Origin of the sequence: Microcystis aeruginosa NIES-2549, assembly GCF_000981785.2 — a bacterium.
GTDB lineage: Bacteria > Cyanobacteriota > Cyanobacteriia > Cyanobacteriales > Microcystaceae > Microcystis > Microcystis aeruginosa_C.
On record NZ_CP011304.1, the window covers coordinates 2501 to 29069 of the forward strand.

Genomic DNA, 26569 nt, shown 5'->3' on the forward strand with positions numbered 1-26569 from the left:
GGGGAAGACCCCACAGCCCCAGCGAAAGCGAGTCTGAATAGGGCGAAGCGTCATAATTTGTAGACCCGAACCCGGGTGATCTAACCATGGCCAGGATGAAGCTTGGGTAAAACCAAGTGGAGGTCCGAACCGACTAATGTTGAAAAATTAGCGGATGAGCTGTGGTTAGGGGTGAAATGCCAATCGAACTCGGAGCTAGCTGGTTCTCCCCGAAATGTGTTGAGGCGCAGCGGTAGTGGAAGTTTAGTCGGGGTAAAGCACTGTTTCGCCGCGGGCTGGGAGACCGGTACCAAGGCGAGGCAAACTCTGAATACGGCTAAAAAAACTACCAGTGAGACGGTGGGGGATAAGCTTCATCGTCAAGAGGGAAACAGCCCAGACCACCAGCTAAGGTCCCCAAATGATAACTAAGTGAGAAAGGAGGTGGGAGTGCATTGACAACCAGGAGGTTTGCCTAGAAGCAGCAATCCTTAAAAGAGTGCGTAATAGCTCACTGGTCAAGCGCTCCTGCGCCGAAAATGAACGGGGCTAAGTTATCTACCGAAGCTGTGGACTACATTGTAGTGGTAGGGGAGCGTTCTATAGGGGGTGAAGCAGTAGCGGCAAGCAGCTGTGGACTCTATAGAAGTGAGAATGTCGGCTTAAGTAGCGAAAATGTGGGTGAGAATCCCACACCCCGAAACCCCAAGGTTTCCTCCGCAAGGCTCGTCCGCGGAGGGTCAGTCAGGACCTAAGGCGAGGCTGAAAAGCGTAGTCGATGGACAACGGGTTAACATTCCCGTACCGATTAATGATTGTGCCGGAGAACGGAGAAGGTCAACGTCAGCTGGATGTTGGTTACCAGTGCAAGCAGTCGAGGCGATGAGAGGTGGAGAAAACACCAGGAGCTAAGACGCGAGTCCCACCTCCCACGGGAGGGAAGTGGCGCTGATCAAGCTTCCTAGAAAAGCCCGAACCACGTTAATCATTAATTGCCTGTACCCGAAACCGACACAGGTGGGGAAGTAGAGAATACTAAGGGGCGCGAGATAACTCTCTCTAAGGAACTCGGCAAAATGACCCCGTAACTTCGGGAGAAGGGGTACCCTCGCAAGAGGGTCGCAGTGAATAGGCCCAGGCGACTGTTTACCAAAAACACAGGTCTCCGCCAAGTCGTAAGACGCAGTATGGGGGCTGACGCCTGCCCAGTGCCGGAAGGTTAAGGAAGTTGGTCAGGAGTAATCTGAAGCTGACGACCGAAGCCCCGGTGAACGGCGGCCGTAACTATAACGGTCCTAAGGTAGCGAAATTCCTTGTCGGGTAAGTTCCGACCCGCACGAAAGGCGTAACGATCTGGGCACTGTCTCGGAGAGAGACTCGGCGAAATAGGATTGTCTGTGAAGATACGGACTACCTGCACCTGGACAGAAAGACCCTATGAAGCTTTACTGTAGCCTGGAATTGGCTTCGGGCTTCGCTTGCGCAGGATAGGTGGGAAGCTTTGAAACTCTCCTCGTGGGGAGAGTGGAGCTAACGGTGAGATACCACTCTGGCGAGGCTAGAATTCTAACCCTGACCCCTAATCGGGGCGGGAGACAGTTTCAGGTGGGCAGTTTGACTGGGGCGGTCGCCTCCTAAAAGGTAACGGAGGCGCGCAAAGGTTCCCTCGGTCCCGTTGGAAATGGGACGATAGAGTGCAAAAGCAGAAGGGAGCTTGACTGTGAGACCCACAAGTCGAACAGGGACGAAAGTCGGCTTTAGTGATCCGACGGCACCGCGTGGAAGGGCCGTCGCTCAACGGATAAAAGTTACTCTAGGGATAACAGGCTGATCTCCCCCAAGAGTTCACATCGACGGGGAGGTTTGGCACCTCGATGTCGGCTCATCGCAACCTGGGGCTGAAGTCGGTCCCAAGGGTTGGGCTGTTCGCCCATTAAAGCGGTACGTGAGCTGGGTTCAGAACGTCGTGAGACAGTTCGGTCCATATCCGGTGTAGGCGTAAGAGCATTGCGAGGAGCCTTCCTTAGTACGAGAGGACCGGGAAGGACGCACCGCTGGTGTACCTGTTATCGTGCCAACGGTAAACGCAGGGTAGCCATGTGCGGAGCGGATAACCGCTGAAAGCATCTAAGTGGGAAGCCCACCTCCAGATGATTGCTCTCATGGCATTAAGCCAGTAAGGTCTCGGGTAGACTACCCGTTGATAGGCTCTAGATGGAAGCTCGGTAACGAGTGCAGTCGAGGAGTACTAACCGACCGAGGGCTTGACCTGATTCTTCTTTCACCACTTTTTCCCTAGCTTTTGCAGTCTTGAGGGTTCTACCCTTCCTGGTGTCTTTAACGTGATGGCACCACTCCGATTCCATCCCGAACTCGGTTGTGAAACTTCACCGTGGCCAAGATACTTGTCGGGTTGCCGACCGGGACAATAGCTCGATGCCAGGATTATTCTTTCCTTCCCCTCAATCTCACCAGATTGGGGGGTTTGGTTTTTAGGAAAAATCAGAGGATTTTAAATCTAAACCTCGCTCAAATATTGTATCTATGGCTAACATTTCTCCGTCGCTAGTCATAAATTTATGATCTTTGGTTGCTTGGATAGTTTGCCCATTTTCTAGGGTGTATTCAAAGACCTCTTGTAAACCCCGCTCGTGCCATTGAGAGATTGGTTGACTATAAACAAAACCATTTTTATCTACACTATAAACAGTGCAGTTAATTTCTTCGCTCACAATTTTAGCAATTGGTAATAATCCGTACTCCTCAGTTAAAATTAACGTCTCACCTCCCAGACAATATTCGGCAAAATTTACCATCTGTTCAAAGAGATTTTCAGCGATTCTTTTTTCCACACCATTTTTAGCAGCACCATCGATAAACATCTCCCTTTGTTTCTGCATTTCGGAAGCTTTTTTCTTACCCATTGCCCGACGCAATAGATCCGCTTCTCCTAGGGAATAACCCGCTAAATCCTGCGCCATTTTCATAATCTGTTCTTGATAGACTAAAACTGCGTAGGTTTCCTTAAGAATTGGTTCCAATAAAGGATGATCATAACGAATGGGTTCTCTACCGTGTTTTCTGCCAATAAAGAGAGGAATTAATCCCGCATCTAAAGGTCCGGGGCGATAGAGTGCTAGGATTGAAGATATGTCCTCAATACCCGATGGTTTTAACTCTTTAACGATCTGTTTCATCCCCGAAGATTCTAACTGGAAAATACCTTCTAAATCCCCCTCTTCTAGTAATCCGTGGGTTTTGAGAATATCGGGAGGTAGTTTTTTATGTTCTCCTTTAGCACGAATTTGCAGGGCTTTTCTTTCATCTAAAGGCAATTGATCCAGATCGATATCTATGCCCTGATTTTGTTTAATTAAATCGGCGGTTTTTTTCAAAGTAGTTAAATTTCTTAACCCTAAAAAGTCCATTTTTAACAATCCCAATGATTCTAAATCCTCCATGAAATATTGGGTAATTACCGCCCCATCATTATTTTTCTGGAGGGGAACCACTTCATCTAAAGGTTGGGAAGAAATGACGACTCCCGCAGCATGAACTCCGAAGGTTTTGTTAGTACCTTCGATACGAATTGCCATATCTAACCAATGACGCACATGGGGTTCCGTATCGTATCTTTCTTTAAATGCCGGTTCGGGAGTTTCATCGGAAATCATCACTTTTAAAGGTGTGGGTTTACCGCGAGAAACGGGAATCATTTTCGCCATTTTATCCGATTCGGCATAGGGAATATCTAACACCCGCGCCACATCTTTTAAGACAGCTTTTGATGTCATACGGTTAAAAGTAATGATTTGAGCAACATTAGCCTCCCCGTATTTTTCCGTAACGTATTGGATCATTTCATCCCGTCTCTCGATACAGAAATCCGTATCAATATCAGGCATAGATTTCCGTTCAGGATTGAGAAAACGCTCAAATAATAAACCGTGATGAACGGGATCAATATTGGTTATTTTTAAAGAATATGCTACCAAAGAACCCGCCGCAGAACCGCGTCCTGGACCGACGGGAATATCATGATCTCTAGCATATTTTACATAGTCCCAAACGACGAGAAAATAGGTAGAAAATCCCATTTTCTGTAGCATTTTTAATTCGTATTCAAGCCTTTCTTTGTAAACAGGCTCAATCTCATGACGAGAAGGACATTTTAATCTTTCTAGTAATCCTAACCAAGCAATTTCTTCTACATAACTATCAGCAGTATGTCCCGCAGGAACTGGATAATTAGGCAGTCTCGGTTCATTAAATATGTTATAAGGTTCGACTTTTTCTGCTACTTCTAAGGTGTTATTAATCGCTTCTTCAATCACATCTTCTGGCAGATGATCACGGAAAAGTAAGCGCATTTCATCAGCAGATTTTAAGTATTCTGTGCCACTATAACGGAGGCGTTTGTCTTCAGTAATTAACTTGGCAGTTTGAATACAAAGCAAGGCATCGTGTGCCTCTACATCGTAACAGGAAATAAAGTGAGAATCGTTAGTAGCAACTACTTTAATTCCTAATTCTTTAGCAATTTTAACTATTTCTACATTGACAATCCGATCTTCTTTGGAACCGTGGTCTTGAATTTCTAAGTAAAAATCATCACCAAAAAGTTTTTTATACCATTTAGCAGTTTCCTTAGCCAGTTTCCTGTTATTAGCTAAAATCGCTTGGGGAATCTCTCCACCCAAGCAAGCACTGGTAACTATCAATCCTTCGTGGTATTGTTGGAGTAACTCTTTATTAATACAAGGACGAGCAAAAATCCCTTTACCCTGAATACCTTTCAGATTAGAAATAGTCGTTAATTTAACCAGATTTTTATAGCCTTGCGTGTTTTTGGCTAAAACAACTTGATGATATTTTCGGTGGCGAAGATTGACTTCAATATCGCCATTGACTACATACATTTCGTTGCCAATAATTGGTTTTATTCCCTTATTACGGCAGGTTTTAATTAATTCGATCGCACCATACATAACTCCATGATCGGTTAAAGCGATCGCCGGTTGTCCTAATTCGATCGCTCGATCAATTAGTGCCGGTAATTGGGAAGCACCATCAAGTAAGCTATAATCACTGTGAATATGTAAACCGACAAAAGACATAATTTTTCAGGAAAAAGTGACAAAGAAAAAGAAAAAAACCTAGAATCTACTTACTTTTAATTTTCAGCAATCACAGTCTATTTTTAGGGTTGGTTGAGAATCCTATAGGGGAAAGAACTTTCTTCTAAATTAAACCATTGTTCTCGCAGTTTCTGGTTATCATTGCTGCCAACAACAGTATCAACAAATTTTTTCCATTCGGGATCGTTTTTGGGTAAAATACAGCCATAAAGTTCGGTGGTAATCGGTTGACTGGGTAGTAGCACAAATTGTCGCGGATCCTGTCCTTGTTTAACGATTTCCCCCAGTAGAAGAATTCCATCACTAACCACTGCGTTTACTTCTCCCCTTTGTAATTTTGCCACTGCCTCACTTCGATCGCTGACAGCTTGCCAATTAGCCAGAGGATAGATATAACGAATAATACTATCGGTGGTGGTGTGGGGAATATAGGCGATCGCAACTGCCGCTAAAGTGTTATTAATATCTATTTTATCAACATTTTCCCTTTTAGTTAAAAATTGCGCTCCCGTCATAAAATAGGGAATAGAAAAATTAACCTTTTCTAGTCTTTCCTCCGTGATTGTTGCCGCATTACAGGATAAATCTACTTGTCCCTGTTCCACTTGCTGAAAACGATTGTTAGTCGTCGCTTCTGTAAAGGTTATTGTAATCGGTTTACCTAATTCTTGTGCTAATCGACGTTGGACTAAGCGCATTAATTCCACTCCGTAACCTGTCCATTGTCCCGTTTTCTCATCGATATAACTAAAGGGAACAGCATCTTTTCTAGCGGCCGCTTTTAATTCTCCTGTGCGAGCAATTCTTTGTAAAACTGTTTCTGCCAAGGCTGATAAATGTAGATTATTTATCAGTAAAAGACCTAGAAAAATAAACCAAAAGTTTTTAGACATATCAAGAAAACAAGAAGGAGATAGGGAGAAAAAAGCTAACCACCGACGCGCGATTAGCAAATGCCGCTATATTTTAACTACGATCCTCAAATAATCCACTCAAACGTTCTACTTCTGTTTGTGCTGTGTACATAGGAGTTCCGGCCAGAATTCCAGTAACATTGCGGAAAGGTTGACCGATGTGCATACCTTGATGATCGATCGAAAACTCACGAATATCCTTATCGTGCATAGAACCGCGCATTTTTAAAACAGTGATACCGCGGCGCATTTCTCCATACATTTCCACATAACGCAGCAGAATAATTGAATCGGTAATTGTAGAAATATGCGCTTCTGTAATCGAGGAACCTCCTAATAAAGTGGGAGTGGTGGAAGTAAATAATCCTCCCACCTCTTTTTGCTTAATAAAAGAAGTCAAACCGATAATAAATTCCCGAAATCCTTTCAGATTAGAAACCCTTTCTAAAGCAGATAAACTATCTACTGCCACTCGATTAGGTTGAAACTCCTCGATAATTTCCTTCATCATAATTAAATGATTTTCTAAACCCGTAGTTTCGGGATAACGGCAGACTACCTTTAATTTACCTTCCTTTTCCATGCGGTCATAATCCACCCCCCAACCGGTAGCATTTCTAAATAACTGTTCGCGACTTTCCTCGAAGGCAAAAATTAAACATCTTTCCCCATTGCTTACTCCCCCGGCCATAAATTCTGTCACCATCAGGGTTTTTCCTGTTCCTGTGGCTCCCGAAACCAAAATAACCGAATCGCGGAAGAAACCACCCCCACACATTCTATCGAGTTCGAGGCTGCCGGAAGTAATACGAATATTAGAGGATTTTTGTTCTAATTCAATAGCTGACAAAGGAATAATCACGGCCCCTTTATTGGGAATAATTGTAAAAGGAAATTCTCCTTTTTGGTGATCGGTTCCCCGATATTTTAAAATTTCGATCGTCCTTCTTCTTTTCTCATCGGTTAAAACGTTGCGTAAAATCACCACATTATCGGCCACAAACTCCTCCACCCCATAACGACTGATTTCGCCGTATTCTTGGGTTCTTTCCGCGGTCATAATCGCTGTTACTTCCAATTCTCGCAAAGCGGTTGCTAGACGAAAAAGATCACTTCTCACTTGAGCGCTATCACTCAAATGGCTAAAAATTGCGCCTAAAGAATCCATAGACACCCGTTTAGCTTTATTTTTGCGGATAGCAAACTCAATGCGAGCGATTAATGCGCCTAGGTCGTATTCTCCTGTCACCATCGGCTTTTCTTCCGGTTGGGGGGAAGCATCGACAAAGGCCCATTGGCGATTCTCCTCCCACTGCCGGATATTCCAACCAAAACCACCCATATTTTTTCTCAGTGCTTGGGGTGGCTCCTCGAAGGTGACAAAAACGCCATTTTCTCCATTTTTGATGCCTTCTGCGAGAAATTGACAGGCAAAAACCGTTTTAGCACTTCCTGCCGTCCCCGCTATCAAAGTTGCTCTTCCTTTCGGTAATCCCCCTTCCGAAAGAAAATCAAAGCCGGGGATTCCTGTTTCTAACTTCTCAATCAACTCTAGGGGATTATTTTGCGTCATTTAAGTTCTCTATGAAAACGAGCTAATGTTTATTGTACCTATTTCAGTGACCAGTGATACCGGAAATTGATCCCTAGTTTGAGAGTTTGAGCATTGGTAAGAAAATTTCCAAGACATCGTTTAAATGCAGGACAGCTTCACCCAAGCATAAAGAGATTGGTTACGTTCAAGGAAAACTATATAAGCAGGTAAATCTTAGCCACAATTAACCAAAACGGTAACAAACTAATAGTCAGAATCAAAGTAAGTTTTGTATTTAGTTGATTAATACTATTCTTGACAACTTTGATAGAGTTTAAGGTATAATCATAGTTATTTGCTCTACTATGAAAAATACAACCGATAGTAATCAAAATCAGCAAAAAACCGATAATCAAAGACAAAAAATAGCAAGAGATAATAAACCCATCCTGAAGATTAATCCTAATCAAACTATACCTTACATACAGGAAGGAGCCAAACCGAAAAATGAATAATTTCCGTTCATTTCAGGGTTCCTTGAGATGCGCCATTATTTGACGCATCTCAAGGAAAAATCAAGTAAAGTTCCCTAACTATAAAGGAACTTGAGTAATCCAATCTTGATACTTTGGTTCCTGATTGAGAACGATAGAACTTAACTTTTCTTTTAACTGATAAGTAATCGGTTTAGCCGGGGGTAAAGAAAAAGTTTCAATCTTTTTAATCGGAGTAATTTTCGCCGCAGTGCCACTTAAAAACACCTCATCAGCGATAAATAACTCCGTCTTATCTACGGGTCTTTCAATAACCGGAATACCCAAATCCCGCGCGATAGTTAAAACACTATCTCTAGTAATACCCTCTAGGATATCTTGGTCAAAACTAGGAGTAATTAGCTGACCATTTCTGATGATAAAAATATTCATTCCCGTCGCTTCACAGACCTTGCCTTGAGAATTCATTAAAATTGCCTCATCAAACCCCGATTCTACCGCTTCCGTTTTTGCTAAAGCAGAAGTGATATAAGCGGCGCTAATTTTACCTCGCAACGGGAAACTTCTATCCTCCTGACGATACCAAGAACTAATCCGACAGTTAACCCCATCGGCTGCTAAATAATCATCCATTTCTAGACCATAGACTAGAAAATCCTTCTCGATACCATGCAATCGCGGTGCAATTCCCAACCCCGAACTATAGACAAGGGGACGAATATAAAAAGGTCGGTTACACTGATTCTTTTTCACAAAATCGATAATTATTTGATAGATTTTATCAGCAGAAATCTCGTAATTAAGAAACTTAGCACTTTGACTTAAACGCTGACAATGACGTTCCAATCTAAATAATAATATCTGTCCTGGATTGCTAGGGTCGGGAGTACCTCGTAAACCCCCAAAAGCGGCAGTTCCGTAGTGTAGTGCGTGGGTAGCAACGGATAATTTTGCCTCAGTAAAAGGGATAAATTTATTCTCAAAATAGGCGAGAGGAAGGAAAGGAATTTCGGCGGTAATAGACATTTTTTTGTTGATTTAACCAAGAATTAAACGGGATTTACCCATGCGGAAAAATTTTGTTTCTGGCTATTAGAAGGATTTTCTACCCTGATAATTTCATAGCGAATCGTCTGCGGGGCAGCCAGTGGAACAGCAAGGGTTCGCAATTCATCGAGATGAAAGACTGTTATCTGAATAATATCACCTGCGCGGTAGTCTTTTAATCTTCCGTTTAACTGTTCCGCCGTCACCCGCAATCCATCGATAGCCAATAACTCATCATCAGCATTAATTCCCGCTTTTTGGCAAGGGGAACCCATCTCGACAAATTTAATTATTTCTTTACCCGCTTCACTCTGTACCCGCATTCCCAGATAAGGTATCGTCTCCCCATTGCCAACACCCCGCAGATAGAGTCCAAAAGGTTCAAGATATTCATTAAAGGGTAATTCTGCCAAACCGTCGATATAACGCCGGTAGAAGTCGCTTAAATCCACTCCAGCGGCAGATTCGAGAATTGCCTGCAATTCCCCATCGGTATAACCAATCTCCTCTTTCCCGAAATGTTGCCACATCGAGCGTAAAACATCATCGAGAGAACGACGGTTATCGGTGTGGGTGCGAATTAGTAAATCGAGAAGCAGCGACAATAATTCCCCCTTGAGATAGTAGGAAATTTGACTATTATCGCTATTGCTATCCCGTCGGTAGAGTTTTATCCAAGCATCGAAACTCGATTCGCCTAGAGGTTGGACAAGACGGCCGGGTATATTGAGATAACGAGTAATTTCTTTGCTTAAAAGCTCTAAAAAAGTCTTACTATCGTATATTCCCGCCCGTAGAGGGATTACTATATCGTAATAACTGGTGGTTCCTTCGGCAAACCAGAGGGAAGAAGTATAATTTTCTGCGTCATAATCGAAGCTTTCTAAAGCTTTTGGTCGAATACGCTTGATATTCCAGAGATGAAAGAACTCATGGGCGACTAATTGCAGAAAACGATTATATTTATCCTTATCTCGTAATCCCAAACGCGCATAGTTAAGGGTACAGGAATTTTTATGTTCTAGTCCCCCGTAACCGCTGGCCGAAAGATGTAGCAAAAAGAGATAATTATCATAGGGGAGTCCACCGAACATAGCCGACTCGGTTTGAATAATTTTAGTGGTATCAGCGATAATTTGACTAGGATTGGCGTTTCCCCGTCCCCAGATAGCTAATTGATGGGGTTTTCCCTCGACGACAAAATCGTATAACTGATGAATACCCACTTCCACGGGACTGTCCACCAGGGTATCAAAATCGGGAACGTGAAAGGTGTTTTTCTGTCCGGGTAAAGATTTTAAGGCAGTGGTAACGCGCCAATCGGCATGGGGGGGGATAATTGTCAGGGTGAGGGGATGTTTTTGATAATCGGGGATATAGAAAAATAAAGCGGCCCCGTTGAAGTAACCGTGAGTATCATCGAGATGGTTGGTTCTGACGGTTAAATCGTGGGCAAAAACGCGATATTTGACCGTTATTTCGGAACTGTCACCATTGTCAATCTGCCAGTGATTTTTAGCAACTTTGCGACTCTTGAGGTTAACAGCTTGAAAATCTTGGACTAAACGGGAGTATTCCCGCACTAGATAGGAACCGGGAGTCCAAACCGGCATTTTTAGGTTTAAAATCGGAGCTTGCCAACCGGTAATTTGTAGAGTGACTTCAAAGAGGTGTGAAGTCGGTTCCGACATAGCCACTTGATAGCTGAGACTTAAACGAGTTGAGGAGATGGTAGTGGGGGAAATAAGACTGGTCATCGGCATTACACAAGCTTTTAAGTTATTATAGCGGCAAGCTTTCGGCCAATTTACCCGGTTTCGCCGCCAAAAATCCGATGGTTTTGCAAGATTTTACCGAGCAGTTTTGGCACTGTAACCCCCGCAGGATTTGCGGTTTTTTTTGCCGATTCAGCGTCTTTCTGCTGGGGGTGCGGGAGGAGCCACATCGGGGGGAGGAGTTACCGGTAGGGGAACCGAACGAGTTTCGGGAGCTGCCACAGTGACGGGAACGGTAATCGGTTCGGCTGCTGCGGGGGCCGTATTTTGAGGACGAGGAGCAGCGGCACTGGTAGGAGCAGTCCTAGTACGCCGACGACTAGAACGGCGTTGGCTCGGTTCGCTAGTATTAGAACGGACGATAGTTTGCTCACGACTTACCCGAACCCGTCGCCGTCTGCGGATAGGTCCTTCGGTGGGGGAACCCTCATCGCTGCTGGCTAAACGATTGTTAGTAGTTTGGGTAAAGTAGGTACGTCGGGGTTTAATTGGTTCCGCTTTTAATGTCACCGGACGTTTGCCTAAATTCGGTTCTGGGAAACCTTGATAGGGAATATCCTTGATTGCTTCTAACATAAATTGTCGCCACATCCAAGCGGACATGGTACTGGCTCCATTGGTGGGTTTATTATTGTCATTACCGAGCCAAATTCCCGTGACTAATTGGGGAATATAACCGATAAACCAAAGGTCGCGAGCCTTGTCAGAAGTGCCAGTTTTTCCTGCCACCGGACGACCAATTTGTGCGGGGGTTCCCGTTCCCGAATTAACCACATCCTGCAGCATCCAAGTCATCGTCGCTGCCGTGTTTTGATTGAGAGCAGTTTTCGGTTTAAAATTGGCTTGATAAATTACTTTACCATTGCGATCGAGTACCTGATTAATACCGTAAACTGGTTGATGCACACCATTATTAGCAAAAGTGCCGTAGGCGCTGGTCAATTCTAAAAGATTGACTTCCGAAGCACCCAAAGCCAAAGAATAAGTGGGTAAAAGTTTCGACTGGATACCCATATCTTGAGCTAATTTAATCACCGGATTCCAACCCACAGCTACTAACACCTGAACTGCCACCACATTCAGGGAAGAAGTCAAAGCATCGCGCATGGACACCGCGCGGCCGCTATACCTATCACCGTAGTTTTCCGGTTTATAACCATCCACCACATACTGAGCATCTTTATAATTAGAATAGGGGGATTTACCCGCCGCAATCGCCGCCGCGTAGACAAAAGGTTTAAAAGTAGATCCCGGCTGACGTTTTGCTTGTGTCACCCGATTGAACTGATTCTTATCGTGGTCAATTCCCCCGACCATAGCCTTAATTTGCCCATTTTTGGGGTCAATTGCCACTAAAGCCGCCTGTTGGAAGTTCTGCCACCTGCCATAACGAGAAACCGCTCTTTCTACCACTTCCTCCGCTTCGCTTTGCCAACGAGGATTAAGGGTAGTTTTTACCACCAATCCCCCCGCTTCTAGGGTTTTAGCGGGAACCAGTTGCGGCAGTTCTTTTTCCACATAATCGGTAAAATAGGCCGCTTGCCGTTGCAGACGTTTTAGGGGACTGGTTTTCAGTCCTAGGGGAGATGCGATCGCTTGTTCTGCTTGAGCGTTAGTAATAAATCCCACCTCGGCCATAGTTTTGAGGACGATATTACGCCGTTCTAGGGCAGATTTAGGGTTTTCGAGGGGAGAATAGAGACTAGGAGCGGGAACAATGCCAGCAAGGGTGGCAGCTTCGGCTAGAGTTAATTTATCGACGGGTTTACTGAAATATAACCAAGCGGCATCGGCAAGACCGTAGGCCCCGGAACCGAGATAAACTAGGTGGAAATAACGCTCTAAAATCTGGTCTTTTGTATATTTATCTTCTATTTTCTGAGCGATACGCATTTCGCGTAATTTGCGATCAAAACTCCTTTCTTGGGATAAAAAGACAATCCGGGCCAATTGTTGGGTGATGGTGCTGCCTCCCTCCACCACTCCCCCGGCTCTCAGGTTAGAAAAGAGAGCGCGAGCAATACCCTGGCCATCAACTCCCCCGTGTTCGCGAAAACGGCGGTCTTCACTAGCGATAAAGGCCTCCTGTACCAGTGGGGGAACTTGGGCAATTTTCACGGTTTCGTAAGTGCTAGGGCCATTTTGCTTGAGGATTTCCCCATTAGCGGCTTGAATGGTTAGGGTGCCTGGACGAGTATATGTTTGTATATCGGCGATATTTTGCGGTAGAGAGGTTTCAAGGCGATAAATGCCCCAACCTACCCCCAAAATGCCCCCAGTTACGCCTAATCCCAATCCCAAGTACAAGCCAAAGCGGGGATGTTGTCGCCATTGCGGTAAGGGGGAATTATCGAGCAGGGTAGTAAATTTGTTCTTCAGGGGTTTTAACGTCTCTAGAGCCTTGCTACTGGTTCGGGAGACTAAATTGACCTTTTTTTCTTCAGAAGCCGCTTCTACTGGCTTTTCCCCAGCAACGGGCGCAGATTCGGAGTCGATAGGATCGACTTTAGGGGGTTGCTGGGAATTCTCTAATTTATTAGCGAGATTATGAAAAAATTGACTAAGTTTTTGTTTGTATTTCATGTTAGTTGAGCGGGTGTGGGAAGTGGGGAAGTGGGGTGTGGGGTGTGGGGTGTGGGGTGTGGGGAGAATAAATAAAAATAATTTCCCGACGACCGACTCCTGACTCCTTAAAGATCGCTAAATTGTCGCCACCATTGCTGGAGAGGGTAATAGAGGAGGGGAGTCCAGAGACTACTAAGCAGAGCAGAAGTGAGGCCAATGCGTTGATAATCGAGCCAAAGATCGGCGAGATTTTTGCCTCCTTGTAGATAGTATTGAAAAGCGATCGCACCATCGGCGATTAAAGTCATAACAAAGACAATTAGGACCACGGCGATCAATTCTTCTTTAACATAACGTTGTCGGTGTAAACGGGAAGTGAGGAAGCCGATCAGACCAAAAACCATGATATGGGAAGGATAATTAGAGGTAAGACTATCTTGAATAGCACCGAGCGCTAATCCGGCCACCACACTATCGAGACAAGAGCGATTGAGACTCCAACTAACCAACCAAATCAGTAACCAATTGGGAGAGATGCCTAAAATCTCCATACCGGGCAGCCGCATTAAGGAAAGAAAGGTACAGAGAAGCAGTGAAGCGATAGTGACTAAAATATTCAGGATAAAACGAGAACGGGCTGATAAACGGCTTAATTTCAGCATAATTCCCCCTCTCACTGCTGAGGTTGCGGGTGAACGAAGACCCATTCGAGATTGTCCACAGTGGCGGTAAATTCAATTTTGGCGGTGGGGGCGGGATTTTCCTGTAAATTAAGGGAAATTATGCGACCGATGGGCAAACCTGGCGAAAAAAGACTACTAAAAGCCGAAGTCGTCACCACATCTCCCGGTTTCACATCGGGAGCTTTTTCAAAAAAGCGCAGGGTAGCGACTTGGGAATCCTGACCTTGAATCAAACCCATGGACCGACTACGATTTACCGTTGCTCCGATGCGACTTTGGGAATTACTGACCAATAAAACTTTGCTGGTGTGGGGAGTAACTTCTGTAATCCGTCCCACTAAACCGCCAATTCCCGTCACCGAAGCACCCACTGGCACACCATCGGCGCTACCCCGACCAATAATTACCTGTTGCCACCAATCATCGGCGCTGCGGCCAATAATTGGGGCAGAAATCAGGGGTTTTTTCTGGGTTTGATAATAACCAAGCTGTTTTTTTAATTGTTGATTTTGATATTCGACTTCACTTAAACGATTTTGTAATTCTCGCACCCGTTGATCGGCCAGAAGTTGCTCTTGCAGATTAGTTTCCTCTCCCTGAAAAGGGCGGGTTAATAAACCATACAATTCTAAAATCGCCCCACTTTGATAGGTGCGAATGTACCAAGCCCCCCCCAGAGCGGCAGCGAGCAGAAAAAGCCGCCATCCCTGCTGTGTCCATTTTCGTCGTGCTGAATACATGAGCGATTTTAAACCTCTTGGCTGTGTAGAGTGAGAATCCGTGTATTTTGCCGCTAACCGATCCTAGTGACCTTTAGACATTGCGAGTTGTTTCATTAACGATCCGCTCAAAGAGTTTCTGATTTTTTAACACTTCTCCCGTGCCTTTGACCACACAGCGCAGGGGATCTTCAGCGACATGGGTAACGATACCGGTTTCGTGACTGACTAGGCGATCGAGTCCCCGTAATAAAGCACCTCCTCCCGCTAACATGATGCCGCGATCGATAATATCGGCCGCTAATTCGGGGGGAGTTTTTTCTAGGGTACGTTTGATCGCATCAACGATCACGGAAAGTGGCTCATCCATACTTTCCCGCACTTCCTCCGCTTTGATCGTCACGGTGCGGGGTAAACCGGACATAAGATGCAATCCCCGCACTTCCAGAGGAGGAAATTCATCTCCGGGGGAGGGATAAGCCGAACCAAGGCGAATTTTAATATCTTCGGCCGTGCGTTCCCCGATAATCAGGTTATGGACTTTTTTCAGATAGGCGATAACTGCTTCCGTCAGTTCATCCCCGGCCACACGGACTGATTCGCTGATCACGGTCCCATCAAGACTGAGAATGGCCACTTCCGTGGTGCCACCACCGATATCGATGATCATATTACCCGTCGCTTCCGAGACGGGTAAACCGGCACCCAAGGCCGCCGCAACCGGTTCATCAATTAACCCCACTTCTCGCGAGCCGGCATTTTTGGCCGCATCCACCACCGCACGTCTTTCTACTCCAGTAATGCCACTGGGAACACCGATTACCATGCGGGGATTGCCAATCGTGCCATCGAGCGCTCGTTTGATGAATTCCGCTAACATGATCTCGCAACTGTAAAAATCGGCGATTACCCCATCGCGCAGGGGTCGCAGAGCGGTGACATGGCCCGGAGTGCGACCGAGCATTTTTTTGGCCTCCTCCCCGACGGCGACCGGGTTACGATCTTGATCGATCGCCACTACCGATGGTTCCTCTAAAACGATGCCTTTCCCTGATACATAAACGAGGGTGTTTGCTGTCCCCAAGTCTATACCTATGTCCCTTGATAAGCCTAGACCTCTAAAAAAACCCGCCACTTGTTTTCACTCCTGTTCTTATAAAACGTTGCTATAGCTAGACTTTCGATCGAATCGACTTGGATTTTATTAGGTTTTGTTTCTCAAGTCTAGTTAATTATCGCTTCTTTCTCTCCAGATTTACGCAAGTCTTCGGCCTAATTTTCTGGCTGCCCACCGGTCAAGTCCAAGGTTTCGGGCTAAAATAAACATACTATTGTACTAAATTGAGGATTTAAGACCATGAGTTTAAATCTGGTTCATTTGGTGGGACGAGCGGGGAGAGACCCAGAAACCAAGTATTTCGAGTCGGGTAAGGTTTTATGTACCTTGACTTTAGCGGTTAATCGTCGCTCTAAAAATAGCGATCAGCCGGATTGGTTCGATCTGGAAATTTGGGGCAAAACGGCGGAAGTAGCCGCTAATTATGTGAAAAAAGGCGGTTTAATCGGGATTAAAGGTTCTTTAAAAATGGATACCTGGAATGATAAAAATACGGGATTAGCTCGCTCTAAACCGGTGATTCTCGTCGATCAATTAGATTTACTCGGTTCTAAACGCGATAGTGAGGCTTATTCCGAGCGAGAATTTTAAAGCTTGAGCGGCATTATTTCCCGATTTTAGGTGTGTTACCAGAGGCTAACACACCCTTATTTATTATCTAATTGACTGGAAAAATATTGCTGTAAATCTGGTAAAATTTCTCTATAAATAGCTGTATTTATGTCTATATCCCAGCCAAGAATAGAATGAAAAGGAATAATTTCTACCACGGAATTACTATAGGCGATCCCTTGTAAAGTCCCGACAAATTCCGGAGTCCAGAGATTTTCTTGCAGGGAAATATTTTGTTTTTTTAACCAGCCGATCAAAGCCGAGCGCCCGATCCCGGGTAAAATATCAGCAGTAAGCAGGGGACTGTACCAGCAATTATCTTTCCATCCCCATAAATTGCCCGTGCTAGTTTCTAACCAATTCCCGACTCGATCGACTAATATCGCCTCTTTTGCTCCTTTTTTTTGAGCCGTTTGTGACGCTAACCAAGGGGTCAAATAATTACCCGTTTTATGTTCTCCTAAAACTCGTTGCCAAGTGGGATTATCTATTACCCACCCAATAATTCCCCGCTCTTGTCTAAGGTGTAAATCTTCAGGAAGAAATCTGCCTTTAATCCACTCCCTACCATCGGGAAAAATTGTGATTCTCAGGACAGGATAGAATAGGGATAATTTTTCTGATCCTTGGCGAATTCGCTGCCAATCGGGAGCGGGCCAGTGGAAAACCTGTAAACTAGAGTGCAGACGTTGGAGATGGTCTTGCCAATGGGTCAGGGGATGATCTAAGCTTTGTTGATAGATACGCAGGGTAGTAAAGATTGTGGCCCCATAAAGCAGTCCAATATCATCAATACCCAGACTTATTCGCTCATCCTCGATTAATTCGCCATTATACCAATACATAATCAGTTAACTGTTTACTGCCCTAGCTTATGAACCGTCAAAAATTTACTTGGGGATATTCTAGTTATAAATTGCGTCAGAGAGAAAATTTTAAAGAATTTCTGTGTTTACTGGGATTATTAATAGCGGCCTTAATTATCTATCTAGTGGGATTAGGTAATTTACCCTTGCGGGATTGGGATGAAGCGACCATCGCTCAGGTGGCCAAGGAAATTAGCCAAACCCCACTGGAACAATTGCGCTGGTTATTTCCCAGTTTTTGGGGTGATCCCTACCTGAATAAACCGCCGTTGATTCACAGTTTAATTGGTCTAACCTACCATTTTTGGGGCATTAATGAGGCCAATACTAGACTAATTCCCGCTTTTTTTACAGCTTTATCGGTGCCGCTTCTCTATCTTCTCGGTCGAGAAATTTTTCCCGCTCGTTTGCCAGCTTTACTGTCGGCCTTGATCTATCTAACTCTTTTGCCGGTGGTGCGCCATGGCCGTTTAGCCATGTTGGATGGAGCGGTATTATGTTTTGAAATCCTGATGTTTGTTGGTTTACTGCGCTCACGACGCGATTTACGCTGGTCTGTGGGGGCGGGGTTGGGATTTGCCCTCCTTTGTCTGACTAAGGGTATTATGGGGCTATTATTGGCGGGTATCGGCTTTATTTTTCTGCTCTGGGATACCCCCCGGTTATTAACGTCTGCCTATTTTTGGTCGGGTTGGTTATTGGGAGCAACCCCCGCTTTTGCCTGGTATAGCGCCCAATTTTGGCACTACGAGCGGGAGTTTCTCGATTCCCTTTTTGTTCAACAGTTAAAGCGAGTGAGTGACGATCTGGACAATCATCGCGGACCGTTTTGGTATTATCTGCTAGAAATTATTAAATATAGTTGGCCCTGGTTAATTTTCTCGGTTTGGGGTTTACGTTTAGCTCGTCAGGAATATCTCTACAGTTGGGCGAAGTTACTGTTAGTTTGGACGGGTGTTTATCTGCTGGTGGTTTCGGTAATGGCGACTAAATTGCCTTGGTATATTCTGCCGATCTATCCGGCCTTGGCTTTAGCGGCCGGTTATGCCTTGGCGCAGGTGGTTAATCTTCCCATCGATCTCCCCTATAATCCAATCTGGTCAATTATTCTGGGTATGATCGGCGTTGTGGCGGGTTTATTAGCTTTAATGGCCTATGTCCCCGGTAATTTTGCCGCTATCGAACCTATCCATCCCTTAATTATTTTAACCTTATTGTCACTTTCTCTGACCATGGTGACAACGGCGATTTTGTTAGCTCGGCGCTCGGAACAATTCAGCGTGGTTTTACTCTGGGGAATGTTGGTTTCTTTGTTTATTTTTGTCAATTCTCCCCTGTGGATCTGGGAATTAAATGAGAATTTCTCCGTCAAACCTGTGGCGATTTTAGTACAGAAATATGTGCCGGCCGATCGCCCTGTTTATATTGCTTTTGCCTACGAGCGTCCCTCATTAAATTTTTATAGTGGTCGTCGGGTTTTTCCCCTTGCTGCTGAAGAATTAATCAATCATTGGCAAAGTCACAAGCAACCTTACCTAATTATCGATCGTCAAACCAAAGAAGCTACTGATTTAGAAGGGTTAAAGGTGATCGGGTCCACGGATTCTGGTTGGTTTTTGGTGACGAAGCAGTAGTGATACTAAATCCGTTGAGTATAGGCTACATATCAGGACAGGCAAAAGGCAATAGGCAATAGGCAAAAGGAGCAATAGATAATCAGTTTTTAATAACCAGATTTAGTATGAGGTTAATTTTGTCCATAGGTGGATAGCAAATTAGCTTAGACTTTAACTTGCTGGCTTCAAATATTACAAAACTTTTACAAGTTGCGTTAAAATCACCCCTAGCGATAAAACGCAACACTTTTGTAATTGTTGAAACCGAGATTAATATGCTAAATAGGTCAATTACGGCCGAGAAAACCGAGGAATTCGCTCCTGCTGACCTGCAAGACCTGCTAGACTGTACCGATAGCTTTGTTAACCGTCACATTGGACCGACGGAGACGGAAATCGAGAAAATGCTGGCGGTTTTGGGTGTTGCTACCGTTGAGGAATTAATCGCTAAAACTGTCCCCGCAGCAATTCGTTTACAAAAAAGCCTTAATCTAGCACCTGCCTTGAGTGAATACGCCGCTCTTGCCCAATTAAAAGCTATTGCCTCCAAAAATCAGGTATTTCGCTCCTTTATTGGCATGGGCTACCATGACTGTATCACCCCGCCGGTAATTCTCCGCAACATCTTAGAAAATCCGGGTTGGTACACCGCCTATACTCCCTATCAAGCGGAAATCGCCCAGGGACGCTTAGAAGCTCTCTTAAACTTCCAAACTCTCATCACTAGCTTAACCGGTCTCGAAATTGCTAACGCTTCCCTCCTCGATGAAGGAACAGCAGCTGCAGAAGCGATGAGCATGAGTTACGGACTGTGTAAAACTAAAGCCAATGCTTTCTTTATCTCTAGTAGTTGCCATCCCCAAACGATTGAAGTTGTTAAAACCAGAGCGATTCCTTTAGGTATTGATATTATTATTGAGGATCATCGTCTCTTTGACTTCCAAACGCCGATTTTTGGCGCATTATTACAATATCCAGCCACCGATGGCGTAATTTATGATTATCGGCAATTTATCGCCAAAGCGCAGGAAAATGGGGCTTTAGTCACCGTTGCCGCCGATATTCTCAGTTTAGCTCTGTTGACTCCCCCCGGCGAATTGGGGGCTGATATTGCCGTGGGTAGCAGTCAACGCTTTGGGGTTCCTTTAGGTTATGGGGGTCCCCATGCCGCCTATTTTGCCACCAAAGATGCCTATAAACGCAGTATTCCGGGGCGCATTGTCGGGGTATCGAAGGATAGTCAGGGTAAACCCGCACTGCGTTTAGCTTTGCAAACCAGGGAACAACATATCCGCCGGGATAAAGCCACCAGTAATATTTGTACCGCACAGGTGTTACTAGCGGTGATTGCTTCCATGTACGCGGTGTATCACGGACCGGAAGGAATCAAGAAAATCGCCCAAAGAGTGCAGAAATTAACCGCTTTATTGGCAACTGGTTTAAAACAGTTGGGTTATGAGGTGGGGAAAGAACCGCGCTTCGATACGCTCAAGGTTACGGTATCCACGGGGGTTAAGGATCTCCTAGCCAAGGCAAAAACCCATAAGATTAATCTGCGTTATTTTGATGACAATAATTTAGGGATTAGTCTCGATGAAACCACCAGTCTCAGGGATGTGTGGGATTTATGGCAAATTTTTGCCCCCACCGAGGAATTACCCTTTACCACGGCGGAATTAGTCGAGAAAATTAGTCTAGAATTACCCGCTAATCTAACCCGTACCAGTGCCTATCTTACCGAGCCGGTGTTCAATCGTTACCACTCGGAAACGGAATTACTAAGATATCTGCACCGTCTGGAAACAAAGGATCTAGCCTTAAATACTTCCATGATTCCCCTCGGTTCCTGTACGATGAAACTCAATGCCGTAGCGGAGATGATTCCGGTAACTTGGGCAGAATTCGGCAAATTACACCCTTTTGCCCCGATTGACCAAGCAGAAGGCTATCAACTGCTCTTTCAACAGTTAGAGACTTGGTTAGGGGAAATTACCGGGTTTGACGGCATTTCTCTACAACCGAACGCTGGTTCTCAGGGAGAGTATGCCGGTTTACAGGTGATCCGAGCCTACCATGAAAGTCGCGGTCAAGGTCATCGTCAGATTTGCTTAATTCCTGAGTCCGCTCACGGGACTAATCCTGCCAGTGCCGTTATGTGTGGTATGAAAGTAGTGGCGGTTAATTGCGATTCTCGGGGCAATATTGATATTGATGACCTGAAAACTAAGGCCCGGAAGCATCAGGATAATCTAGCGGCTTTGATGGTAACGTATCCTTCCACTCACGGCGTTTTTGAACAGGGAATTAGCGAAATTTGCGCCTTGATTCATCAATACGGTGGTCAAGTCTATATGGATGGCGCCAATATGAATGCTCAGGTGGGTTTATGTCGTCCGGCGGATTTTGGCGCCGATGTCTGTCACTTGAATCTCCATAAAACTTTCTGTATTCCCCACGGTGGGGGGGGACCCGGCATGGGACCAATCGGAGTAAAATCCCATTTAGTGCCTTTTCTGCCCGATGTTTCCCTAGTTTTGGCGAAATTATCCCCAGAAACCGCTAACGGTAAGCATCAGGACTCGATTGGGGCAATTTCGGCCGCGCCTTGGGGTAGTGCCAGCATTTTGGTGATTTCTTGGATGTATATCGCTATGATGGGGGCAGCGGGCTTGAAAAAAGCGACAGAAGTGGCAATTTTGAACGCTAATTATATGGCTTTTCGTCTGGAGTCGGCCTATCCGGTTTTATTTAAGGGTAGCGCGGGAACGGTTGCCCATGAGTGCGTGATCGATTTACGTCCCCTGAAAAAACAGGCCGGCATCGAGGTGGAAGATGTGGCAAAACGCTTGATGGATTTCGGTTTCCACGCGCCGACGGTTTCTTGGCCCGTGGCGGGTACAATGATGGTGGAACCCACGGAAAGCGAATCTTTGGGCGAATTAGACCGTTTTTGTGAAGCTTTGTTAACTATCTATCAAGAAGTACAAGCGATCGCTAATGGTAGCATGGATCCCCACGATAATCCTTTGAAAAATGCCCCCCACACAGCCGCAGTTTTAACTGCCGATGATTGGAGTCGTCCCTATTCCCGTCAACAGGCAGCTTACCCGCTTTCTTGGCTAAAAGATTATAAATTCTGGCCGGTAGTGGGACGGGTTGATAATGCTTACGGGGACAGAAATCTGGTTTGTTCCTGTGAGGGTATGGACGCTTATAAGTAATCGTAATTCCTTGATAATATTTGGTGGGGTAGTGGCAAATTACCCCGCTTTTTTCTGGTTTTTCGGAACTTGATCCGTAAAATTAAGTACCTCTCGTGCCACTCGCTCACAACTGCCTACTGTTCCTAAACCGGCCCTAGTTTCTGCGTATTCATCTAACATTTTTTGGCGACGTTGCTGATTTAATAATAGGTCTAGACATTCCTGCATAATTCTCTCTGGATTAGCTTCCTCTTGTAATAATTCGGGAACAATTTCTCGCATTAGAACTAAATTTACCGGTGAGACAAATGGTACAGAAAGCTTCATAATATTGCGGGCAATCCAAGCAGTAACTGCACTTAAACGGTAAACCACCACCTGCGGCACGTTTAACAAAGCAATTTCGAGATTAACTGTACCAGACTTAGCCACAGCCAGATCGGCTGCGGCAATCGCTTCTAAAGTCTGATCTCGTTCCATAATGACCGCATTTAATCCATATTCCGCTACTAATTCTCGCATTTTTGGTTCGTATAAAGCTAAGGGAACGGGAATTAAAAACTTAATATCGGGTATTTTTTCCTGTAATTTTTTAGCAGCAGCGCACACCGTAGGCACGAGATATTTAAACTCCTGTTGACGGGAAGCAGGTAACAAAGCGATCACGGTTTCTTCGGGTTTTATTGCCCATTTTTGCCGCATTTCTTGCCGATTGGGAGCATTAGCCATACGATCAACTAAAGGATGTCCCACCCAAGTTACCGGTAAACCTTTTGTTTCAAAAAAACGAGCTTCGGCAGGAAAAATTGCCAATAATTTATCGGTGACGGCGATTAATTTTTCCGTATTAAATAACTTTTCTGCTGTGGACCTTAGTTTAGCTGAGGGGATATTTTCTTCCGACCAAATCCACACCTGTGGGGCAATATAATAAATAATTGGGACATCGGGAATAATTTTTTTAGCCGATTGACCGATCGCCACATTTGCCCCCACATAATCAATTAAAATAATGATATCAGGGGGATTATCTCTAAAAAACTCTTTTGCTCGTTTTTGTAGTTGTAAGGTTGGCAAAATAAAGGGGATAGATTCAATTAATCCCATGGCAGCCAGTCGAGTGGTTTTACCCAACATTTTTGCTCCGGCTAACTCCATGCGATCGCCACCTAGGGCAAAAATTTCTAACTCAATTTCCTGGGTTTTAGCCAGTTTAAAAAGGGATTCAATCAGCATGGCTGCCTGTAAATCACCCGATACCTCACCCGTACTAATAAATATACGCATTTGGATAATTATTTAATAATAAAAGAATTCAGAAGTCAGGAGATAGGAGATAGGAGATAGGATTCAGGAGATTATTTTTATTTATTTTTCCCACTTCCCTACACCCCACACCCTACACCCTACACCCCACACCCTACACCCCACACCCCACAGACTGTTCCTCAATAAATTATTTCCCCGGAATTAAACCGCGACGTTTTTCTCCTGTGGTAGAGGATTGTAAAAATTGACAGAGATGTTGAACATGGGGGTTATCGGTTAAGAGAGAAACTTGTTCTAAAGCCTCCTGAAGATTTATATTAGAACGATAGATAATCCGAAAAGCTTTTTTCAGTAAAGCTAGATCTTCATCGGTAAAACCTGCTCTTTGTAAACCGACTAAATTAAGAGTTCGCACCCGACAGGGATTGCCTTCTACTAAAGTAAAAGGGGGAACATCGCGATCAATACGACTCATTCCTCCTAACATGGCCATTTTGCCAATATGAACAAATTGATGTACTCCTAAAACCCCCCCGATAACTGCTTTTGATTCGATCTGGACATGACCGGCCAAGGCGACACTATTAGCGATAATAATGTTATCTTGCAAAATACAATTATGGGCAACGTGAACATAGGCCATTAATAAATTATTATTGCCAATTTGGGTAACTTCTCCCGTATCGGTGGCGCGATTAATCGTGACAAACTCGCGAATTTGGTTATTATCACCAATTTCCACGCTACTTTCGCCACCTTTATACTTTAAATCCTGTGGTTCATTACCAATAACAGCCCCAGAAAAAATATGATTACCCTTGCCAATTTTAGTCGGACCCTCAATGACCACATGGGCATCAATAATTGTATCAGCTTCAATTTCCACATTGGCCCCGATCACAGCATAGGGACCAACTTTAACCTTGGGATCAAGTTTTGCCGACGGATGGATAACCGCAGTGGGGTGGATTAACGTATTCAAAGGGAAGTCTCCCGCGCTCAACTTCGTCACTGTATGAATCATCGGAAATTTTGGGTCTGAAACCCCGCCGTTCTACGGCGGCTTTACGTTAGAATTAAAAGGCCAGTCTCGAAAACCAAGTGGACGGCGCAGCACCTTGAAAACTCGGCTTAGGGGGTTCCGACCAGAAAAGCTTGGCCGGGTAAAAAGTCTAAGCAACAAGTACAAGAAGCTATAGGCGGTCAACGTACCGTGGGACACACGGAATCGGGCTTCTGAAATGGGGCGAAAGTCTGTGGACTCTGTGTAAGACAGTACATGGTTTTTTAACTGTGGTATGCGACGGTGGTGGAAGCAGAAACTTAAATCGTGAGGTTTAGGAATCGCCGCACTTTTAGGGCGGCGAGGATGTCAAGGTATAGCTTATCCTATATTGGACAGATTGTGATCAAGATTGATAGCGGTTGCTTGCGGAGGGGACGACTTTAATGGGGAACCAGAACCCGATAAACTATTAACCAGATTCTCTTGGTTCCTTCGTCCCTCCCATCCTGATAAAAAATATATGAGTAATAATAGACCTAAAATTATAGTCTTAGATGACGACCCGACAGGTTCCCAAACAGTCCATAGTTGTCTGTTATTGATGCGGTGGGATGAAGATACTCTCCGCTTGGGATTGGCAGATAATGCGCCAATTTTCTTTGTTTTGACCAATACTCGCGCTTTAACCCCCGAAAAAGCCGAGTCTGTCACGCGAGAAGTCTGTCATAACCTGAAAACTGCCTTAAATAAAGAGGGAATCGAGGATTTTTTGGTGGTTAGTCGTTCCGATTCTACCCTGCGCGGGCATTATCCGATCGAAACTGATGTTATTGCCGAAGAATTGGGCGGTTTTGATGCTCATTTCCTGATTCCAGCCTTTTTTGAGGGGGGGAGAATCACTCGCGATAGTATTCACTATTTAATCATCGATGGCGTTCCCACTCCCGTCCACGAGACGGAATTTGCTCGCGATTCGGTTTTTGCCTACCATTACAGTTATCTGCCGGATTATGTGGAGGAGAAAACGAAAGGTAAAATTAAAGCAGATGATGTGGAGAGATTTTTGCTGGCAGATATCCGTCAAGGTAGTTTAGAACGACTGCAAAAGCTCAAAAATAATCAATGTGGGGTGGTAGATGGGGAAACTCAAGCGGATCTCGATCGCTTTGCTGAAGATATTTTAACCGCCGCAGGGGAGGGAAAAAAATTTTTATTCCGTAGTGCCGCCAGTATTTTAACTTCTTTGGCTAATTTAGGAACTCAACCGATCGCACCCGAATCTATGGGTAAGTATAAGCCCACGGGGGAAGCCGGGGCAATTATCGTCGGTTCCCACGTCAAAAAAACTACCCAACAATTAGATGAACTGCTTCAACAACCCAACACCGTCGGAGTCGAAATCGATGTGACGGCATTGCGCGATCGTCCTGACCAACGAGAGCAACTCCTAGCACAAGTTCTGGAAAAAGTCAAGCTTATTCACAAAAATAAACAAACCCCCGTGATCTATACCAGTCGGCAAGAGTTAACCTTTGCCTCTGTGCAGAAACGCCTTGATTTTGGGGTTGCCGTCTCCACCCTGTTAATGGACATTGTTAAGGGTTTACCCAGTGACATCAGTTTTTTAATCAGTAAAGGCGGAATTACCTCCAATGATGTCTTAAGTACGGGTTTAAGCCTGCAATCAGCCCGTTTACTCGGTCAGATTCTCCCCGGTGTCTCCATGGTCCGCACAGAAGCCGATCATCCCCTCTTTCCTAATTTACCTGTGGTTCTTTTCCCGGGTAACGTCGGTGATGTCCAAGCTTTAGCTACAGTTTATCAACGTTTGTGTCAATAGGAGGCAATCAGTAATCAGTGATCAGTTATCAGTTATCAGATGTGAGTTTTCAGTTCACTGATTACCGAAAAAAAGCTCCCCTCTCCCTTCTCTCCCCTCCCCAATTCATAATTCATAATTCATAATTCCCACTGCTGCTGGCTGCTCAAGGTTCATAATGAAAGAAACATCTATACTGATAGCCGGTTAATT

Annotated in this window: 17 protein-coding genes and 2 rRNA genes (1 of these 19 only partly in view); 7 read left to right on the plus strand and 12 right to left on the minus strand. The window is 44.8% G+C overall.

Annotated elements, in window-relative coordinates; translation table 11 throughout:
• A 23S ribosomal RNA gene (locus myaer_RS00015) occupies window positions 1-2251 on the plus strand; it begins 629 nt to the left of the window's first position.
• A 55-nt stretch (window positions 2252-2306) separates the two neighbouring features.
• Window positions 2307-2424: ribosomal RNA gene (gene rrf, locus myaer_RS00020) — 5S ribosomal RNA — on the plus strand.
• A gap of 47 nt (window positions 2425-2471) precedes the next feature.
• Here rrf and myaer_RS00025 read toward each other — a convergent pair.
• From myaer_RS00025 to kaiC, 3 genes are all read right to left on the minus strand, one after another.
• A complete protein-coding gene (locus myaer_RS00025; protein ID WP_046660447.1) occupies window positions 2472-5096 on the minus strand; it encodes a trans-splicing intein-formed DNA polymerase III subunit alpha N-terminal partner DnaE-N in 2625 nt (874 codons plus the stop codon).
• Between the two features lie 83 nt (window positions 5097-5179).
• Window positions 5180-6010 carry an amino acid ABC transporter substrate-binding protein gene (locus myaer_RS00030; protein WP_046663543.1) on the minus strand — a complete coding sequence of 277 codons (831 nt, stop codon included), beginning with the start codon at window positions 6008-6010 and terminating at the stop codon, window positions 5180-5182.
• Window positions 6011-6083: 73 nt separating this feature from the next.
• A complete protein-coding gene (kaiC, locus tag myaer_RS00035) occupies window positions 6084-7604 on the minus strand; it encodes a circadian clock protein KaiC (RefSeq protein ID WP_046660448.1) in 1521 nt (506 codons plus the stop codon).
• A 326-nt stretch (window positions 7605-7930) separates the two neighbouring features.
• Here kaiC and myaer_RS21460 point away from each other — a divergent pair, with 326 nt between their 5' ends.
• Complete coding sequence (locus myaer_RS21460; protein ID WP_174236811.1) at window positions 7931-8080, plus strand: hypothetical protein; 150 nt, start codon at window positions 7931-7933, stop codon at window positions 8078-8080.
• A 78-nt stretch (window positions 8081-8158) separates the two neighbouring features.
• Here myaer_RS21460 and myaer_RS00045 read toward each other — a convergent pair whose 3' ends face one another.
• The 6 genes from myaer_RS00045 to myaer_RS00070 all read right to left on the minus strand — a co-directional run bounded on the left by myaer_RS00045 (window position 8159) and on the right by myaer_RS00070 (window position 15983).
• Entirely contained in the window at window positions 8159-9085 is a 927-nt protein-coding gene (locus tag myaer_RS00045) for a branched-chain amino acid transaminase (RefSeq protein ID WP_046660449.1), read from the minus strand.
• 23 nt (window positions 9086-9108) lie between these two features.
• Window positions 9109-10869 (minus strand): M61 family metallopeptidase, encoded by a 1761-nt coding sequence (locus tag myaer_RS00050; RefSeq protein WP_046660450.1) that lies wholly within the window; start codon window positions 10867-10869, stop codon window positions 9109-9111.
• Window positions 10870-11013: 144 nt separating this feature from the next.
• Window positions 11014-13464, minus strand: a complete 2451-nt coding sequence (locus myaer_RS00055) for a transglycosylase domain-containing protein (protein ID WP_046660451.1) — start codon at window positions 13462-13464, stop codon at window positions 11014-11016.
• 107 nt (window positions 13465-13571) lie between these two features.
• Window positions 13572-14153 carry a rod shape-determining protein MreD gene (gene mreD, locus myaer_RS00060; RefSeq protein WP_046660452.1) on the minus strand — a complete coding sequence of 194 codons (582 nt, stop codon included), beginning with the start codon at window positions 14151-14153 and terminating at the stop codon, window positions 13572-13574.
• Window positions 14120-14869 carry a rod shape-determining protein MreC gene (gene mreC / locus myaer_RS00065; protein WP_046660453.1) on the minus strand — a complete coding sequence of 250 codons (750 nt, stop codon included), beginning with the start codon at window positions 14867-14869 and terminating at the stop codon, window positions 14120-14122. The genes mreD and mreC overlap by 34 nt, the downstream gene beginning before the upstream one ends.
• Before the next feature lie 73 nt (window positions 14870-14942).
• Window positions 14943-15983: a rod shape-determining protein gene (locus myaer_RS00070; protein WP_046660454.1), complete on the minus strand. Its 1041-nt coding sequence runs from the start codon at window positions 15981-15983 to the stop codon at window positions 14943-14945.
• 222 nt (window positions 15984-16205) lie between these two features.
• On the opposite strand from myaer_RS00070, the gene myaer_RS00075 reads away from it, so the two are divergent.
• A complete protein-coding gene (locus tag myaer_RS00075) occupies window positions 16206-16556 on the plus strand; it encodes a single-stranded DNA-binding protein (protein ID WP_046660455.1) in 351 nt (116 codons plus the stop codon).
• A 56-nt stretch (window positions 16557-16612) separates the two neighbouring features.
• Here myaer_RS00075 and myaer_RS00080 read toward each other — a convergent pair whose 3' ends face one another.
• Entirely contained in the window at window positions 16613-17422 is an 810-nt protein-coding gene (locus tag myaer_RS00080) for an aminotransferase class IV (RefSeq protein ID WP_046660456.1), read from the minus strand.
• Window positions 17423-17451: 29 nt separating this feature from the next.
• Between myaer_RS00080 and myaer_RS00085 the strand changes: the two genes are divergently transcribed.
• Together myaer_RS00085 and gcvP are read left to right on the plus strand one after the other, a co-directional pair.
• Window positions 17452-19077: an ArnT family glycosyltransferase gene (locus myaer_RS00085; RefSeq protein WP_046660457.1), complete on the plus strand. Its 1626-nt coding sequence runs from the start codon at window positions 17452-17454 to the stop codon at window positions 19075-19077.
• A gap of 257 nt (window positions 19078-19334) precedes the next feature.
• Entirely contained in the window at window positions 19335-22280 is a 2946-nt protein-coding gene (gcvP, locus tag myaer_RS00090) for an aminomethyl-transferring glycine dehydrogenase (protein ID WP_046663544.1), read from the plus strand.
• 39 nt (window positions 22281-22319) lie between these two features.
• On the opposite strand, the gene lpxB is transcribed toward gcvP, so the two are convergent.
• Both lpxB and lpxA read right to left on the minus strand, forming a co-directional pair.
• A complete protein-coding gene (gene lpxB / locus myaer_RS00095) occupies window positions 22320-23549 on the minus strand; it encodes a lipid-A-disaccharide synthase (RefSeq protein ID WP_046660458.1) in 1230 nt (409 codons plus the stop codon).
• Between the two features lie 169 nt (window positions 23550-23718).
• Entirely contained in the window at window positions 23719-24555 is an 837-nt protein-coding gene (gene lpxA, locus myaer_RS00100) for an acyl-ACP--UDP-N-acetylglucosamine O-acyltransferase (protein WP_046660459.1), read from the minus strand.
• Window positions 24556-25057: 502 nt separating this feature from the next.
• Between lpxA and myaer_RS00105 the strand changes: the two genes are divergently transcribed.
• A complete protein-coding gene (locus tag myaer_RS00105; protein WP_046660460.1) occupies window positions 25058-26377 on the plus strand; it encodes a four-carbon acid sugar kinase family protein in 1320 nt (439 codons plus the stop codon).
• Window positions 26378-26569: the final 192 nt, after the last annotated feature.

Bases quoted from the DNA above. Each gene is read 5' to 3' on its own strand.
- myaer_RS00050 (WP_046660450.1), bottom strand. From the start codon at position 10,869: ATGCCGATGACCAGTCTTATTTCCCCCACTACCATCTCCTCAACTCGT.
- myaer_RS00055 (WP_046660451.1), bottom strand. From the start codon at position 13,464: ATGAAATACAAACAAAAACTTAGTCAATTTTTTCATAATCTCGCTAAT.
- gcvP (WP_046663544.1), top strand. From the start codon at position 19,335: ATGCTAAATAGGTCAATTACGGCCGAGAAAACCGAGGAATTCGCTCCT.
- lpxA (WP_046660459.1), bottom strand. From the start codon at position 24,555: ATGATTCATACAGTGACGAAGTTGAGCGCGGGAGACTTCCCTTTGAAT.
- myaer_RS21460 (WP_174236811.1), top strand. From the start codon at position 7,931: ATGAAAAATACAACCGATAGTAATCAAAATCAGCAAAAAACCGATAAT.
- mreD (WP_046660452.1), bottom strand. From the start codon at position 14,153: ATGGGTCTTCGTTCACCCGCAACCTCAGCAGTGAGAGGGGGAATTATG.
- myaer_RS00105 (WP_046660460.1), top strand. From the start codon at position 25,058: ATGAGTAATAATAGACCTAAAATTATAGTCTTAGATGACGACCCGACA.
- myaer_RS00075 (WP_046660455.1), top strand. From the start codon at position 16,206: ATGAGTTTAAATCTGGTTCATTTGGTGGGACGAGCGGGGAGAGACCCA.
- lpxB (WP_046660458.1), bottom strand. From the start codon at position 23,549: ATGCGTATATTTATTAGTACGGGTGAGGTATCGGGTGATTTACAGGCA.
- myaer_RS00030 (WP_046663543.1), bottom strand. From the start codon at position 6,010: ATGTCTAAAAACTTTTGGTTTATTTTTCTAGGTCTTTTACTGATAAAT.
- myaer_RS00045 (WP_046660449.1), bottom strand. From the start codon at position 9,085: ATGTCTATTACCGCCGAAATTCCTTTCCTTCCTCTCGCCTATTTTGAG.
- kaiC (WP_046660448.1), bottom strand. From the start codon at position 7,604: ATGACGCAAAATAATCCCCTAGAGTTGATTGAGAAGTTAGAAACAGGA.
- mreC (WP_046660453.1), bottom strand. From the start codon at position 14,869: ATGTATTCAGCACGACGAAAATGGACACAGCAGGGATGGCGGCTTTTT.
- myaer_RS00080 (WP_046660456.1), bottom strand. From the start codon at position 17,422: ATGTATTGGTATAATGGCGAATTAATCGAGGATGAGCGAATAAGTCTG.
- myaer_RS00025 (WP_046660447.1), bottom strand. From the start codon at position 5,096: ATGTCTTTTGTCGGTTTACATATTCACAGTGATTATAGCTTACTTGAT.
- myaer_RS00085 (WP_046660457.1), top strand. From the start codon at position 17,452: ATGAACCGTCAAAAATTTACTTGGGGATATTCTAGTTATAAATTGCGT.